We start from the raw sequence: 14980 nt of genomic DNA, 5'->3' as shown, positions 1-14980 counted from the left end.
TGTTTTATCGTCATCTGACATGCCTTTCATCGCCCAATTCATTTGCTCTTCTTCCATGTACATCATGTCGAGCGCATCCTGAGCCCAGCTTTCTGTGTTTAGGCGAGTCAATTGACGCCAAGCCGTCACTTGTACTGCTGGAACTTGGCTCCACATGCTGTCGTTCAAGCAGCGCCAGTGGTTAATGTCTTTAGGGTCTTCGATCTCACTATGGCACTTATCACAAATCATGATAGCAGTATCAACTGTGACATTGCTGTGCGGTGGCACAGCGTAAGCCGTGAGTTGTGAATCTGATGCACACAGTTCACATTTTGAATCGCAGCGTGAAAGAAGAGTCGTTTCGATAGACATAAGAGCATACCTGAGTAATTTTGAATGGCGGTATTATCCACTTTATCTCGAGAAAAAAAAGGGGGGAAGTCATTAATGACTCAATTCTGAGCAAATAGAACAGAGAAGTGTAGGGTAGTGAAGCAATGTGTGAGGAAAAAATAAACAATAAAAAAAGGCTCTGAAAAACAGAGCCTTAAATTAATCGGAAGCTAACTTTAATTGATGTCTGTATTTATCGTGTTATCTAACAAATCATCATCATTTTTCACATTAAAGTTACCGTCTTTGTTGCCTTTTGAAAGAGTAAACTTAACTATTTCGGAAGCCATTTCTTGATGTGCAGCCAGATCTTTTTCAGAAGTAAAATCTGGCGCTATAACTGTTGAATGTTTAGCATGTTTGAAATAGGAAGCTAACTTTGTTTTACCCTGTGTTCCAAGCATTGTGTTGGATAACTGCAATTTGGCAAGAAGCGGTTGTCCCCCAGCTGTAGGCATCGTTTTCACAGTGTTGGGAATGGTAGTATCTTGATTTGACTGAATAGCAAATACAGGAGCATCCTTATCGACTAAAGAAGCTACGTTGTATGGGTCAACGGGCTCAAGCACGGTCTGGGCTGCGAATGCAAACATATTGAGTGTGTAATCAATCATTTGCTTGTTCTGCTCAGATTTATTGTAAAAATCGTCAAAGCACTTAATATCAGAGATCTGCTCATCGTTGGCACAGCTTTGCTGATAGTAAGCTCTGTATTCAGGCACACCATTGTAACTCACTGAATGTTTAATTTGACCGGAAAATGCTTGAGATTCCAGCAGGAATGGCGCGATAACAGCACCCGGATTCGCTAAGGTCGCACTGGTATAGTAGAAATCTTCGCCATTATTAACGTCTGCAGCGGCATAGGAACTGATGCCAGTAATGGCACCAATAGAGTGTCCCATCAGCGAGATGTTGCTTGTATCTATAGTACTAAACGCAGACAAGTCTTCAGGAGAATGTTGTACAGCATAAGCCAGACCAAGGCCATCAATAGCACCTTGACGGATATTATCTCGAGCAACTGGCAAGTATTCCAAATTCATAAAGGGTGTTGGGTTACTTGGGGTAGTCACTACTTCTTTGGATAGAGCTCGTTGACCATGCAAAGGTTGATCGATAGCGATAAGTGCATATGGTTTGTCATAGTTTGGATTCTGGATGGCAGATGAAATATGCTCCAAAGCAAACAGGTAAGAAGTCTCTTTAATACCAGTAATACCATGTTGATATTGTAGAAGAGGAAGGTTATCGTTGAAGTCCTCTCCATTATTTCCTTCATCTACTTCAGGAACAAACATAAGGAATGGTACGTCTTGTACAGAGCGAATTTGTGGTAATGTACTGTACTTAGTTAAAATACGCTCGGGATCCAATTGTTCGCCATTTGTAAGGAGTAACTTAGCACCAAATAGCTTAGCCTGATTTGCAGGGTTGGCTAACTGCAACGGAAGGTTTTCAGGAGAAAAGCCCAATTTTACAAGTTGCGCGACCAAATGAGCTTGGTCTTGCTTAGAGCCAGACGACAGCACTGAAAGTATCTTTAAGACACTTGGCATGGCACTACGCCAAGGTTGTGTCTTCCATTGGTCGTTTTCTAAATTATTACTCAGAAAGTAAGGAAGCTTTACCGTTCCACGATAAACAGTAATCCCTTTTAATTTAGTAAATGCTTTTGCCACAAGATAGAGATTTTTCATTTGTTCTGCTACGGCTAAGCCTTCTTCTGCATTGGGAAAAAGGCTAAGAAATAGTTGATCAGAAAGTAACGCTTCACCAAAATCAATCTGAGTAACATTTTCAAATGTATAAAGCTCTTTGAGTTGTTCGGCAGGGATGTTATTTGGGTTAGCAGTATGACCCGGTTCCCAAGTTTTACTTGGATCGGCTTTACTCATTTCCTGCGCCACAGCTTTTATTGATTGACCAACAGATGCGGTGGTAAACATTGAAGAGTAAATAATGTCATCCGTTTCGACACTATTAGCTCCAAATGTACTCTCGATCAACCAAACCATTTTTTGTGGTGCACTGAGGTCTCCACCTTGTGGCTTGGCAGATTTCAGCATTGCGTAAGATGGGGAAGTGCCTAGTTGTTTGCCGTTGCTGTCTTTAATGCTTTGTTTTAGGGCATAGATATAAGTTGCATTTGGCTCTAAACCTGTAAGTGGAAGTACTTTGATATTTTTAAGATCACCGGACACAGCAATAAAGTCTGCTCCAGGGGTCAAAGGCTTATAATCTATAATTTTTTGTGACTGTGGATCGATGATAACTTTAGCAACCAAAATACCGCCAGTCAGGTTTTGACTAAAACCTGACTCATCAAGGTCATTGAACAGAGTTACGCCTTGCTTAAAGTTTAGGTCGATAGAAAATGGCATGACGGTACTCCAGCCATCCGCTTCACCCATCGCGACTGATGGGTTATTTAATCCCGTTGGTTCGCCAGGAGAAACAGGGATGTTTAAAGTATGATCCGTTGGGTCTAGAAGCAAAGATGATGGCACTGGAACGTTCGCGTTTGTACCTGATAATACAAAGTCGATAGAACCGTCACGGCCAAGAAGATCTTGGATGCTATCTTCAAATTGTGGGGTATCAGAAGTGCCTGAGCTTGAACTGTTATCACCACACCCTGCTAATAATACAGCAGCACAAAGTAAAGATATTTTAAATTTATGATTCATTCTGGTTTACTCCGATAATACCGTTATTTGAAGGTGTAGTTCATTTGAATTGCACTAATGTATGCAACACCTTTGGAGTCAAAACTGATCTCTTTATTGATGTTGTTCGTTTCTTTGAATGAGCCAGACTTACTTTTAACCAATGCAAATCCAGCGTCTAAAGACAGGTTTTCCTGTACTTTATAAGTAAAGCCTGCGGTGTACCACATACGGTCACTGTCAGGGATGCTAAGCGTTGCTTCGCCTGCTTGTTCGTCATAGGCAATACCGGCTCTTAGGGTCCAATCTTGGTTAAGAGTGTAAGCACCACCGACTGAATAACGGTTATTACCTTTGTAATGCTCTGGCTTTTGAAAACAAACACCGCCTACACAATCACTGCTGGTTGCTTTTAGCTCAGTGAACTCACTCCAGTCAGTATGTTGCCAGCCATAGTGGACTGCCCATTGGTCATTCAATTGGTGGAAACCAGAAAGTTCAATAATGGCAGGCAAGGAGATTTTAAGGCGACCTTTTACCTTTTGTGGATTCGAAAGGCCAGAATCGTAGCTATTAAATTCACCATCATCAAAATCAAGATCGATTTTAGAACGGTAGCCAAAACCAAAACGATGATTTTCATTTAACTCAAATAGTGCTCCTACGTTCCAACCAAATGCGACGGTATCACCATCCATGCTAATAAGCTTTTTCGATTTTTGAGCATCACCGGATGCTGAAGTCAGATTACCTTGGTGGCGAGTAAGTTCAGCTTGAGCATAAACAAGGTTTACACCTCCACCAATGCTAAATTGTTCATTAATTCGGTAAGCGACATTAGGATTAAAATTTACAGATACAAGGGAGGTGTCGCCTGCTAAATCTCCAGCGGAAATATCATCAGGGTAATCGGTTGCTACACCATAGTTGGTAAACATACCAAAGCCCCAAGCCCACTGATCATTAATTGGACTGATATAATAAGCAGCAGGAACAAACTGCATCGGTGCGACATCTTTTGAGTGCTCATTATTTGTAACGTCGTAGACATCAATTTCAGGGTCAACGATAGAAAAAGCACCAGAAAGTTGAGCTTCTTTAAAACGTGTCATGGCTGCTGGATTACGAGCTAATACACTTGCATTGTCAGCTACGGCACCTTCACCAGAAAATGCTCTGCCAAGGCCCGATGCTGAATGTTCATTAACTTGAAAACCCGCAGAATGGGCATTAAACGCCATCAATATAGATACTGATAGCAGAGAGCAGCGCTTTTTATTCATTCTTTCCTTCCTAAAGGTCGTATATACGGTTTAAGCCTAAATTTAAAATGAGCATGCTCAAAAATTAGGCTGTGTATCTGAAGCTATTAATTCATTGTTGGTTTTATATGTGCCAAGTTCTAAACGTAATAGCCAAAAATTAACATCTCATTTACTTCACAGTAACCTTTTTTCGTCATCCCTGTCAAAGATGGTAAGATATTCAAGTAGTAAAAATGATGCATAAATCAAAATAAAAAATTCAGTGGTGCATTATGCCGAGATAATTCTCTCAAATGGTATTACCAGATTGAATCTTTGATAAATATTAATCATAATTTGTTTGATTATTGAGCAGTTGATTCTATTTGCGTACGTTATCCTTGTGCGCATAAAGAAAAACCAAAATAATTTCAGAAAGGCAAAATCTGTAGATTAATCTCTAACCATGATGTGATCAGTATCAAAGTCATATAGGTCATGCATTGAAGTTGACGTCATTTTTGATTGATTAAAGTGCAATTTTTAAACAATGTACGTTACGATCAAAAATTTAAAATAGGCTGTTTAACTCATTCAATGAATTGAGTCTTAATTAAAGTGATTGCTGAACTTGTGTCGCTTAATGGTGTATCAGACCGAATTAGTCATGAGGATTAGTAAACAAAAACATAAGGAAGAAAAAATGAGTATTTGGACTGAAACGCTTTCTTTAGAGTTTCTCAATGCAACGTCAAAGAATACAATGATGGAGCATTTGCAAATTAAATACACTGAATTCACTTCTGATACAATTAGTGCAACAATGCCGGTCTGCCATTTTACCCATCAACCTTTCGGCTTGCTACATGGCGGCGCATCTGTTGTTCTTGCGGAAACACTTGGTTCACTAGCAGCAAATTGTTGTGTTAAAAAAGGTAATTACTGTGTTGGTTTAGATATTAATGCAAATCATATTCGCTCTGTTAAAAGTGGAATAGTGACTGGAAAGGCTAAACCGATTCATTTAGGCTCGACAACACAAGTTTGGCAAATCGATATTAAAGATGAAGCAGAACAATTAATATGTACTAGCCGTTTGACAGTTGCCGTTAAACGTCGAGTAGTTCAATAAGGTAAAATAATACAAAAATGGTGATTGATTTTTCAATAGGCAAGATTATTGCTACCCCTCATGAAGTCGTGATCAAATTGATGGGTCATAATATGGCAGTCCTGCAGGCTCAAGTTGATGCAGTACAGCTACTTGGAGGAGGGGCAAATGTCATTTTAGCTCATAGTTCTGAAGTTAAATGGTCAATAAAGCTAGATAATGAAACTCAATTACAAGAAATTGCAGCAGCCATAGGTATTGATATAGCTGGATAAATAACATACGAAGTATGGAAAAGTATTTTTAGCGGTGCATTTTAAAATTTGCACTTTTCGCCAAAAATGAGGAAACTCAAGAGATAGATTAACTAATGGGTATTTCCTCTTTATGACTAGCACACGATTACGTATTCAATTTGAGACTTTGTTTAAGAAGTTTGCAGGTCAAAATACCGAAGTACAATTGGATGATATTACTGACGTACTTTTTTGTACTCGTCGTAATGCCCGTATTGTACTTAACAAACTAGAGCAGGAAGGCTGGATTGAATGGCATCCCACTGCTGGACGAGGAAAACTCTCTAAGCTTATTTTTAAGCGCAGTCGTAATGATGTCAGTGAAAAGTTAGCCAGACATTATTTGAAAGAAGGGAAGATTGGCCAGGCACTTGAAGCATTAGATAATGATCCCACCAAACTTGCTCAAGTGATACAGGGGTACCTTGGTCTGCAACATCAGCAAGGTGAGCAAGTTGTTCGTTTACCATACTATCGTCCACTAACGATGCTGAACCCACAAAAATTAATGCGTCGTTCTGAACTGCATATTGCCCAACAAGTTTTCAGTGGTTTAACGAGGCTGGACGATGAAGAGCGCCTTAGACCAGACTTAGCTCATCATTGGGAAGCTTTATCAGATAAACATTGGCGTTTTTATCTTAGACGCGGTGTTCGATTCCATAATGGCCATCGCCTCACTACAGATTGCGTCGTTGCGAGCATTAAAGAATTGTGTGATTTTAATCTTTTTTCTCATATTGAAAGGGTGACTTCACCAGAGCCATGGGTTATTGACATCTTTTTATGCCGCCCTGATAAATATTTACCACAGTCAATGAGTGAACCCCAAGCAAAGATATTGCTTCCATTATCCTTACGTACAGAAGAATTTGACACAAAGCCTATCGGTACAGGGCCATTCCAAATTAAATTGAATGACGATAAACGTCTTATTTTAACCGCCTTTGACGGTTATTTTGGTCTTCGCCCACTTCTTGACCAAGTGGAAATATGGGTAATAGATGAAACTTATTCTTCCATTGTCTATCCTAGTTTATCTAAACCTCAAATGGACAAAAGATCGTCAGCAGAGGAAGTAGAACTCGATCCTGGCTGTACATTCTTACTTCTCAATAAGAGAGCGGGATTAGCCAAGGATCCTCGCTGGGCCGAGTTTTTAACACAAGTTTTAAACAGTTATCAAATCTATACACAATTACCTAAAGATAAAGTGGTGGAATTTGGTGTATTACCAGCCTTTGGTTTAAAACCTGGTTGGCTTGATCTTGTACCTGCATCAATAGGTATTCCACCACAATATGGTAAGCAGATATGTTTGGCATACCAAAAAAATCATCCAATGTACCCAAGTATTGCTCAAGCAATTAAGAATCAATTGCTGCCGTATGATATTGATGTGACATTTTTAACTTACGAGCATGAGCTACCTAATGTTGATGACATTGATATTTGGATCAAACCAATGGGAATCACTACGCACCGTAACGATGTATTTGCTGGTTGGCTGTTAGATTATAGTAATATTGAACAAGCCAGTACTAATAATGACTTTTTAAGTTGGCTTACACTCGTAGATGATTGGCGTTCTGGAAAATACAGCGATTTCCCAGCTCGAGAATTAGGCCGACAGTTGGTCAAAAGCTATCAAGTGATACCAATGTTCCATTGTTGGCTTGGCGTAAACAAAGATCACAGTGGCGCTTTACAAAATACAAAATGTAATGCTCTAGGGTGGTTTGATTTTAGTCGTGTGTGGGTTAAACCAGAAATAGAGAATCATGGCCAAACCAAATAAGAAACAACCCTCTAAAACAGTTACGATTTCTTGCTCTAAATGTAAAGCGTTGTTATTCAAGTATCGTAAAGGGGGCAAAGGAGCATTGGTTAAATGTTTTAAGGAGCGTATTACGCTAGACTTTACAAATACTGCTTGTTTTTGCCCTAACTGTAACCAAGAATTTGCTCGCGAAACTTTAATACGAGGTACACCTGCTTACAAAATCATTGGTGGTAAGGTAGTAATGAAATGACAATGAATGAGCGACATGAATATTGCATGGTTTTAAGTACCGTTGGTACGATAGAAAATCGTGATATGATCATTAAAAGCTTACTGGAAGAGCAATTGGCTGCATGCATTCAGGTTGTGTCAATCGAAAGCCATTATGTATGGAAAAGTAAAGTTTGTAGTGACCCTGAGTGGTTATTAATTATTAAAACCAGAAAAGATTTGTACGCATTAGTTGAAGATAAGATACAGAACTTGCACGAATATGAAATTGCTCAAATTGTACAAGTTCCTATTGTTGATGGTTTTAATCCATATTTAACATGGTTAAGTCAATCTACGTTGCATGGTCAATAAGAGTAATGATGCGATGGCACCAAGTGTGTCACATAGCATGTCTTTTTGTGCGTCCCAAATGTCACCTTGAGAGCCTAAAAAAGCGATACCATCATCACCACCAGCTAGTGCTGCATACCACCATTCTATAATTTCATAGCTTGCTGCAAGTGACATGATCGCAAATAAAGCGAATAGAGCTGATAACGCGATACTCGCTTTTTTTTGTTTGATCAAATATTCGGCAATAGGGTAGGCATACAAGCCTATTGAAAAATGTGCAACACGATCGAAATTGTTACGATCTGAACCAATCAATTGATTAAACCAATCAAAAGGAACGTCAGCAAAAGTATACTTAGCACCAATCGTATGTAGACAAAGCCAAATAAACATTAATACATAAGCGGTTCTACTGAACGAAAATCGTCTTGATATGGCCCAAATTATGGCAAGAATAGCAATGGCAGGAATGATCTCTGCTAGCCAGACAGAATATGAACTTGGTTCGACAACAGAAAATAAAAATATACAGGCATAAAGTAGTGTTAATAAACGTAATGTCGAGCTACTTTTCATAGGGTTGTATGTCCTTAAATGGTGCGTTAACCGCATTATGATTACATATAAATGAACGGTGTTCAATAAACCAGCCACTCTTTCATACACCAAATCAATATAGTGTAGGGGCCAATTAGAAATTCAACGAATAGTCTCTCCAATTCCGTGCTCAAATTAAAACTTTTACTTAATAAAATGTCATTTAGGTTTGCGTTCAAACATAGTCACTCATAGAATTTAACTATTATGCCTAAGTGACTTTAAGATGTTTTTCTTAATGACACTGCGCGGTTACTTTACTATATTTACACGATAAAGAAGCAAAGCCATGAAACTAGAAACTGTCGATTATCTTGCTGACGATGCGGCTCAAAAATTCGTCACCTCACTACGTGAAACAGGTTTTGGGGTTCTTAAGAACCACCCAATACCACAGGAATTAGTCGAATCTATTTATAACAACTGGTATGAATTCTTTTATTCTGATGAAAAAAATGATTTTCACTTCAATGCTGAAACACAGGATGGTTATTTTCCTCCATCGGTATCTGAGGTTGCGAAAGGTCATTCAGTAAAAGATATTAAAGAGTATTTTCATGTTTACCCTTGGGGACAAATTCCTGAGCAGCTTAAAACGGAAATACTTGAATATTATGAACGTGCTAACGCTTTTGCTCAAGAACTATTGGGCTGGGTAGAAACCTATGCACCTCAAGAAGTTCAAGAAAAGTTTTCAGTAGCGCTATCTGAAATGATAGAAAATAGTGATAAAACGTTACTGCGCGTTTTGCATTATCCACCGATGACTGGGGAAGAAGAGCCAGGTGCAATACGTGCTGCCGCTCATGAAGATATTAACTTACTCACCGTTTTACCTGCAGCCAACGAACCGGGTCTGCAAGTAAAGAGTCAAGAGGGTGACTGGTTAGACGTACCTTGTGATTTTGGTAGTTTGATCATTAACATTGGTGATATGTTACAAGAAGCCTCCGGTGGATATTTCCCGTCAACTACTCACCGAGTTATCAATCCTTCTGGTGGTCGTCAAGAAAAATCGCGTATCTCATTGCCACTTTTTTTACATCCAAAACCAGAAGTTGTTCTGTCTGAACGATACACTGCTGACAGTTATCTAATGGAAAGACTGAGAGAGCTTGGTGTAATTTAACTCGAAGTACATTGTTAATCATACTTTTAAGCATGTTGATTACAATAGATAGAAAAAGAGCCAACTGTTTAACACGGTTGGCTCTTTTTTAAGCTTCAGGATATTTTTCTTAATTTTGCTTAAATTGTGACTTTCTCATTCTATTCAATGCTGCCATAACATCGAGGGTACGCGGTTTGGCAAGATCACCTTGTTGAGGTAACGTTTTATGCCAATCATAAGATAACATACTTTCAATTTCTTTTGCCGGGTTCTGTGACCAACCAGGTTGTTGGGCTAATTGGAACCACAGCCAGCCGATAGTATTGACTTCATCTGCAGATTCAAGCTGTTCCAATGCACTCAAGTCTGTGAACTCTTTTCCGAAACGTAAAGAGGTTTTACCTTTTGCATTCACGCGGAATTTTCCATCGGTCAAAATAGCCATGAGAGCTTGTCGGCTCAGAGAACGAGGATGGAATGTGTGAAGATTATCTTCCGATTCATTATGACGTTGAGTAGGATGCTGCTCGATAACTTGACGTGCTTTTGCTGTGACATCTACGGCTTGGTAATCGTGCATTTGAATCACAGTGTCGGCGACGTCTAAATAGTCTCCCGAACCACCCATAACAATAAGGGTGGAGACATCCATTTCATCACGAATTTGTGCAATGCGGTCTACTAAAGGTGTAATGGGCTCATCACCTTTGGCAACGAGAGCTTGCATGCGCTCGTCACGAATCATAAAGTTGGTTGCTGAAGTATCTTCGTCGATAAGCAATGAAGAAGCACCAGCTTCAAGGGATTCTTGCAACCATGCAGCTTGAGACGTTGAGCCAGATGCATCTTGAGTTGAAAAATCCTCGGTATCTTTGCCCATTGGTAGATGATTAATATAGTTAGATAAATTTAGGTGATGAACGCAGCGGCCATCTTCAGCCCGTATCTTCATTGCATTTGAATCTGTCACAACATATTCACGTCCATCACCAGGGATATGATCATAAATAGAACGTTCGATAGCGTTGAGTAGGGTAGATTTTCCGTGAAAACCACCGCCGACAATAAGTGTAATACCTCGAGGAATCCCAAGCCCTGTTATGTAGCCTTTATTTGGTGCATGTAAGGTCACTTGTAAAGAATCAGGAGCTCTGAATGGTACCGCATCTTTCATTGGTAAATCACAGTTACCTGCAAGGCGTGGAAGGATACTACCATTTGCAACGAAAGCGACCAGATCATGTGCCATTAATTGATCACGAATAGCGGCTTGATCTTCGATTACTTTACAGTGTTCAACAAGAGCATCATGATCTAACTCCCTTGCTAAGGTGGCACGTCGAATAAACTTTGGTAAATAAAACGTAAGGATGTTATTGGCTTTTTTCCCTAGAACAGAGCGACCCTCGGCTGGTAAGTTAACCCTGAAACGTAGTTCAATCCCTTCTTCTGTAAAGAGAACTGCAGTATTATCTAAAACGGTCTGTCCATTAAGAGAAATAGAAACGGCATTTTCTTGTTTGGCGAATTGATCAAAGCTACGAGCAATAAAATCACGGGCGGCACGCTGGAATGAAAGAGACTCCTCTTTTATCCACTCAAGACCTGTGAGTGACCAAGCTCTTGTTGCACGTAACCGAGAAGCTGAAGCATAAGGATCACCTTGAATATGGTCAATGTGTAAGGTGAAATCACCAAAGTCATATTGACCTTTTATTTGCTGGTACGCACGATAGTTTTGCTTTTCGATTTTTTTGAGCGTCGCTGTCAACTGATCCATGAAAAATTGGCCTTATATTTAGAGCAGGGTGGCGATTATAGAAACCAAGAGTAGGTTAGTAAAGGAGAGATAACTCAGAAGCTAATGTTAATCCACCTTAGCCGTTCTGAGGCCGATGTTGAATATAGAGTATTTGTTCAAATTTATGGCAGGGCATGGGTTTTGCGTAGAAAGTACCTTGGGCAACTTTACAACCCTCTTTTACCAAAAACTGCACTTGTTCTTCAGATTCAACCCCATCTGTCATGACATTTAAATTAAGTTTTTTGGCGATATGAATGATAGAACGAACAATGGTTTGATCCTCACCCGAGTGGCTCATTTGTTGAATAAAGCTTTTGTCAATTTTGATGGTATTAAAAGGATAAGACTTTAGATAGTTAAATGAAGAATCACTCGTTCCAAAATTATCAAGTGATAATGTTACCCCAAGCCCGTGCAATGTTTTTAGTGTATTGCACATTACATTTGCATCTTCTTGAAGTGCTGATTCCGAGACTTCTAACTCAAGGCAATGCGGAGGTAAATGATAATCAGCAAGAAAGTGTTCCACTTTTTCTATAAAATGCCTGTTTCGTAGCTGATATTGAGAGATATTGATCGCGACCTTAAAGTCACCAACTTTATCAAACCATTGTTTCGCTTTTTCAATTACAACACGTAATGTAAAAGTACTTAATTCTTGAGTTAAACCATTTTGTTCGGCCATTTGCATCAATACATCATTTGATACATTACCTAAAACGGGGTGATGCCAACGAAGTAAGCTTTCCGCACCGATCCATTTTCCATTATCAAAACATACTTTAGGCTGGAAATAGACCATTAAATCTTCGTTGCGAATGGCTTCAAGTAAATAATTTTCTAATTGATTATGTTGATTGAGTACCTTTGTATTCTCTTCACTACAGTATCGATATGATTTACCTGACTCCTTACACAAGGTGACTGCGTGACAGGCACTTTGAAGTAATTGCTTGGCGTTCATTCCAATATTACCCTGAACAATGCCAGTATAAGTTTGCAGATGAACGGTTTGACCGTCGATGTTGTAGCCATCGGCCCGAACATCATCAATATGTTCAATGATACGATTAGCCACATCTTTTGGCTTTGGACCAGAAATGATAATAATCATGTCACTAGAACTGATACGTCCTGTTACGATGTGTTGTGATTCATCTGTAATTATTTTGTTCCGGAAGAGCTGTAAGACTTTATCTAAGCATTCAAAGCCATAATGAGCCTGAATAGTCCGTGCATTTGCGATACCAATATTAAGTACGGTCAGAGAGCTCATGTCATCATTACTGAGTTTAACTAAAGCATTTTCTAGGTGTTGCTCTGTTGCCCATGTGTTTAAAAAACCCGTACCTAAATCATGCGAGCTTTGGTAACTGATCTGTTTTTCTGCTTCTTTTCTGCGAATAATCTCTTGGGTGAGCGAGTAGCTTAATTTAGCAAGATCGGTGGTTCTTGCTGTCAATCTACTTCTTAATTGGTGGTTTAACCGTGCCATTTTATGTTGTTCAAATACTATTGCCAATTGTGATTCTATTGATTTTTTGAATGTGTAGAGTAATTGACGATAAGCTTTGTGATATTGATTTTCTTTGGAATCGAGTAAACATAGTGTGCCAAACGTTCTACCATTTGGCCAGTACAGAGGTAAACCAAAATAAAAAATCATTCCCAGTTTGTTACCAGGTGAATATGGCAGTTTTTTATTAGCCATCAAAAGCTCTTGTTTATTATGAATCACTTGCTCACAGTAAAAACCTTGCTCTTGATATCCTTTATCTCCAACTTGGAAAGGGTTGCCAATTATCCGGCTGGATGTATTGACTTCAATATGTTCTGGATAAATTCGCATGATAAGTGTGGTGGGGACATTGATCGTCTTAGCTAATAGATCGACAATACTTTGCCAATTTTTTTCTACCGTCTCTGGGATGTTGTAATTCAAGGTATGAAATGTGCTCATGTCGGTCATCCATCTCCCAATTTGCTTCCTATGAATACTAAGCATCTAAATTGTGATCTTTGCCACATCTTCAGTTTATGTTCAGAAAGATATAAATAAAATAAAATACACCTTGAAAAATCATCAAGGTGTATTTTAAGCGAACATTATCTCAGCAGTGAGACACAAAACTAAGGCTAATCAGCGTTGTTATTGTATGACAATACTAGGGGTTGAGTTTTTTAAGTATTTCTAAATCAATACCCTGTGAATAATCGATATCATCAAAATTGAATCCATTTTGTTTCATAAACTCATTTTTGAACCCAGAGTAATCACCTAATTCCATGAAATTATTAGCGTTCATTTTGTTCAGACATTCTTGTACTTCTTTCTGTACTTGTGGATCTAGCTCCCAATCGTCAAGTCTAACCAAACGTTCACCATCGACTAATACTGTATCCTGATTGTAAAGTTTTGTTGTAAAGAGACGCTGCATTTGCTGTATACAGTCTTCGTGAGTGCCCTTACTTTTCATTACTTGATACAAAGCAATAAGGTAGGGGGTCAACGTAGGGATAAATACGCTTGCTTTAGTCACTAAAGCTTTACATACAGTTGCGTAGGCTCCACCATTGAAGTTCGCTAATTTCAGGTTAAGGGAATGACTGGTTTGATGTAAGTCGACTTTAGCTCGGCCAAGAGTACCATTTAAATATATTGGATAAGTGATCTCTGGCCCAACATAAGAAAAAGCAATGGTCTTACACCCGTCAGCTAACGATTCAGAGTTAATTAAAGTATCAATCCAAGATTCCCAATCTTCACCCCCCATGACTCTGATGGTGTTATTTGCTTCTTCTTCAGTAGCTGGCTCAAGTGTCAATTCTTTCCATTGATTATGTTCAATATCAATTGTTGCACCTGTTATACATTCACCAATTGGCTTTATAACACTTTTCCAAGTCTTATTATTCTTAGCATCGATCCTCAAACTAGAAGCGATACTGTAGATAACTAAATCTACTTCACCTTCAAAATAGGTTTCGATTGCCTCAATAACTTGGTCACGAACCGGTTGGGAAAATGTGTCTCCAATAATGTTGACCGCTTTACAGCCATGTTTGAGCGCGGCCTGCTTAAAAAAAATATTGTTGTACCAACCTGCGCTGCCGGTTTTATCTTGTGATGGTTCATGTTCAAGTGACACACCAATGGTATCAGCATTTGCGCCACCAAAGGTTAAAGCAATGCGTGCAGCTAATCCAAATCCAGAAGATGCACCTATGATTAAAACTCGTTTAGGGCCTTGCTGGATTTGAGGGGCTTGTTTTACGAAATTAATTTGCTCATTGATATTTTCTTGGCATCCAAAAGGGTGAGCAGAACGTGCGATGACACCTTTGATTATAGGTTTTATTTGCATTTTTATTACCAACCTTTGTAGCGGAATGTACGGTTAGACTAACGCAAAGTATTCGATG

The 14980-nt window shown here is 39.1% G+C and carries 12 protein-coding genes and 1 pseudogene; 6 read left to right on the top strand and 7 right to left on the bottom strand.

The genetic code is table 11. The features are described 5' to 3' along the window. From VSA01S_RS12795 to VSA01S_RS12785, 3 genes and pseudogenes are all read right to left on the bottom strand, one after another. Nucleotides 1–354, bottom strand: a pseudogene (locus tag VSA01S_RS12795) (alkylphosphonate utilization protein); the annotation flags it as partial. A 197-nt stretch (nucleotides 355–551) separates the two neighbouring features. Further along, on the bottom strand, nucleotides 552–3065 hold the full coding sequence (locus VSA01S_RS12790) for a VolA/Pla-1 family phospholipase (protein ID WP_039983180.1): 2514 nt from the start codon (nucleotides 3063–3065) through the stop codon (nucleotides 552–554). A 23-nt stretch (nucleotides 3066–3088) separates the two neighbouring features. Continuing rightward, nucleotides 3089–4327: an outer membrane protein transport protein gene (locus VSA01S_RS12785; RefSeq protein WP_039983178.1), complete on the bottom strand. Its 1239-nt coding sequence runs from the start codon at nucleotides 4325–4327 to the stop codon at nucleotides 3089–3091. 664 nt (nucleotides 4328–4991) lie between these two features. On the opposite strand from VSA01S_RS12785, the gene VSA01S_RS12780 reads away from it, so the two are divergent. The 5 genes from VSA01S_RS12780 to cutA all read left to right on the top strand — a co-directional run bounded on the left by VSA01S_RS12780 (nucleotide 4992) and on the right by cutA (nucleotide 8063). Beyond that, the gene (locus VSA01S_RS12780) at nucleotides 4992–5420 is read left to right on the top strand and encodes a hotdog fold thioesterase (RefSeq protein WP_039983176.1); all 429 of its coding nucleotides are present in this window, start codon (nucleotides 4992–4994) and stop codon (nucleotides 5418–5420) included. 17 nt (nucleotides 5421–5437) lie between these two features. Beyond that, nucleotides 5438–5674 carry a DUF3389 family protein gene (locus VSA01S_RS12775; protein WP_039983175.1) on the top strand — a complete coding sequence of 79 codons (237 nt, stop codon included), beginning with the start codon at nucleotides 5438–5440 and terminating at the stop codon, nucleotides 5672–5674. Between the two features lie 112 nt (nucleotides 5675–5786). Next, entirely contained in the window at nucleotides 5787–7493 is a 1707-nt protein-coding gene (locus VSA01S_RS12770) for an SgrR family transcriptional regulator (RefSeq protein ID WP_039983174.1), read from the top strand. Further along, nucleotides 7477–7728, top strand: a complete 252-nt coding sequence (locus tag VSA01S_RS12765) for a hypothetical protein (RefSeq protein ID WP_039983172.1) — start codon at nucleotides 7477–7479, stop codon at nucleotides 7726–7728. The genes VSA01S_RS12770 and VSA01S_RS12765 overlap by 17 nt, the downstream gene beginning before the upstream one ends. Nucleotides 7729–7730: 2 nt before the next feature. Then, the gene (gene cutA, locus VSA01S_RS12760) at nucleotides 7731–8063 is read left to right on the top strand and encodes a divalent-cation tolerance protein CutA (RefSeq protein ID WP_039983184.1); all 333 of its coding nucleotides are present in this window, start codon (nucleotides 7731–7733) and stop codon (nucleotides 8061–8063) included. On the opposite strand, the gene VSA01S_RS12755 is transcribed toward cutA, so the two are convergent. Beyond that, nucleotides 8034–8621, bottom strand: coding sequence for a DUF2238 domain-containing protein (locus VSA01S_RS12755; RefSeq protein ID WP_039983171.1), 588 nt, complete (start codon nucleotides 8619–8621; stop codon nucleotides 8034–8036). The genes cutA and VSA01S_RS12755 overlap by 30 nt on opposite strands. A gap of 310 nt (nucleotides 8622–8931) precedes the next feature. Between VSA01S_RS12755 and VSA01S_RS12750 the strand changes: the two genes are divergently transcribed. Further along, a complete protein-coding gene (locus VSA01S_RS12750; RefSeq protein WP_039983170.1) occupies nucleotides 8932–9771 on the top strand; it encodes an isopenicillin N synthase family dioxygenase in 840 nt (279 codons plus the stop codon). Nucleotides 9772–9880: 109 nt separating this feature from the next. Here the strand turns inward: VSA01S_RS12750 and VSA01S_RS12745 are convergent, their stop codons facing one another. From VSA01S_RS12745 to fabV, 3 genes are all read right to left on the bottom strand, one after another. Continuing rightward, nucleotides 9881–11533, bottom strand: coding sequence for an ABC-ATPase domain-containing protein (locus VSA01S_RS12745; protein WP_039983169.1), 1653 nt, complete (start codon nucleotides 11531–11533; stop codon nucleotides 9881–9883). A 97-nt stretch (nucleotides 11534–11630) separates the two neighbouring features. After that, nucleotides 11631–13517 carry a sensor domain-containing phosphodiesterase gene (locus tag VSA01S_RS12740; protein ID WP_039983183.1) on the bottom strand — a complete coding sequence of 629 codons (1887 nt, stop codon included), beginning with the start codon at nucleotides 13515–13517 and terminating at the stop codon, nucleotides 11631–11633. Between the two features lie 205 nt (nucleotides 13518–13722). Next, nucleotides 13723–14922, bottom strand: coding sequence for an enoyl-ACP reductase FabV (gene fabV, locus VSA01S_RS12735; RefSeq protein ID WP_039983168.1), 1200 nt, complete (start codon nucleotides 14920–14922; stop codon nucleotides 13723–13725). Nucleotides 14923–14980 lie beyond the last annotated feature (58 nt).

Origin of the sequence: Vibrio sagamiensis NBRC 104589 (assembly GCF_007990935.1) — a bacterium.
GTDB classification, from domain to species: domain Bacteria; phylum Pseudomonadota; class Gammaproteobacteria; order Enterobacterales; family Vibrionaceae; genus Vibrio; species Vibrio sagamiensis.
Note: the sequence above shows the minus strand (reverse complement) of the source record. Positions and strands in the feature narration are given on the sequence as shown.

What these genes read in the sequence shown, in the direction of transcription:
- VSA01S_RS12790 (WP_039983180.1), bottom strand. Translation starts at nt 3,065, where the DNA reads ATGAATCATAAATTTAAAATATCTTTACTTTGTGCTGCTGTATTATTA.
- VSA01S_RS12785 (WP_039983178.1), bottom strand. Translation starts at nt 4,327, where the DNA reads ATGAATAAAAAGCGCTGCTCTCTGCTATCAGTATCTATATTGATGGCG.
- VSA01S_RS12780 (WP_039983176.1), top strand. Translation starts at nt 4,992, where the DNA reads ATGAGTATTTGGACTGAAACGCTTTCTTTAGAGTTTCTCAATGCAACG.
- VSA01S_RS12775 (WP_039983175.1), top strand. Translation starts at nt 5,438, where the DNA reads ATGGTGATTGATTTTTCAATAGGCAAGATTATTGCTACCCCTCATGAA.
- VSA01S_RS12770 (WP_039983174.1), top strand. Translation starts at nt 5,787, where the DNA reads ATGACTAGCACACGATTACGTATTCAATTTGAGACTTTGTTTAAGAAG.
- VSA01S_RS12765 (WP_039983172.1), top strand. Translation starts at nt 7,477, where the DNA reads ATGGCCAAACCAAATAAGAAACAACCCTCTAAAACAGTTACGATTTCT.
- cutA (WP_039983184.1), top strand. Translation starts at nt 7,731, where the DNA reads ATGAATGAGCGACATGAATATTGCATGGTTTTAAGTACCGTTGGTACG.
- VSA01S_RS12755 (WP_039983171.1), bottom strand. Translation starts at nt 8,621, where the DNA reads ATGAAAAGTAGCTCGACATTACGTTTATTAACACTACTTTATGCCTGT.
- VSA01S_RS12750 (WP_039983170.1), top strand. Translation starts at nt 8,932, where the DNA reads ATGAAACTAGAAACTGTCGATTATCTTGCTGACGATGCGGCTCAAAAA.
- VSA01S_RS12745 (WP_039983169.1), bottom strand. Translation starts at nt 11,533, where the DNA reads ATGGATCAGTTGACAGCGACGCTCAAAAAAATCGAAAAGCAAAACTAT.
- VSA01S_RS12740 (WP_039983183.1), bottom strand. Translation starts at nt 13,517, where the DNA reads ATGAGCACATTTCATACCTTGAATTACAACATCCCAGAGACGGTAGAA.
- fabV (WP_039983168.1), bottom strand. Translation starts at nt 14,922, where the DNA reads ATGCAAATAAAACCTATAATCAAAGGTGTCATCGCACGTTCTGCTCAC.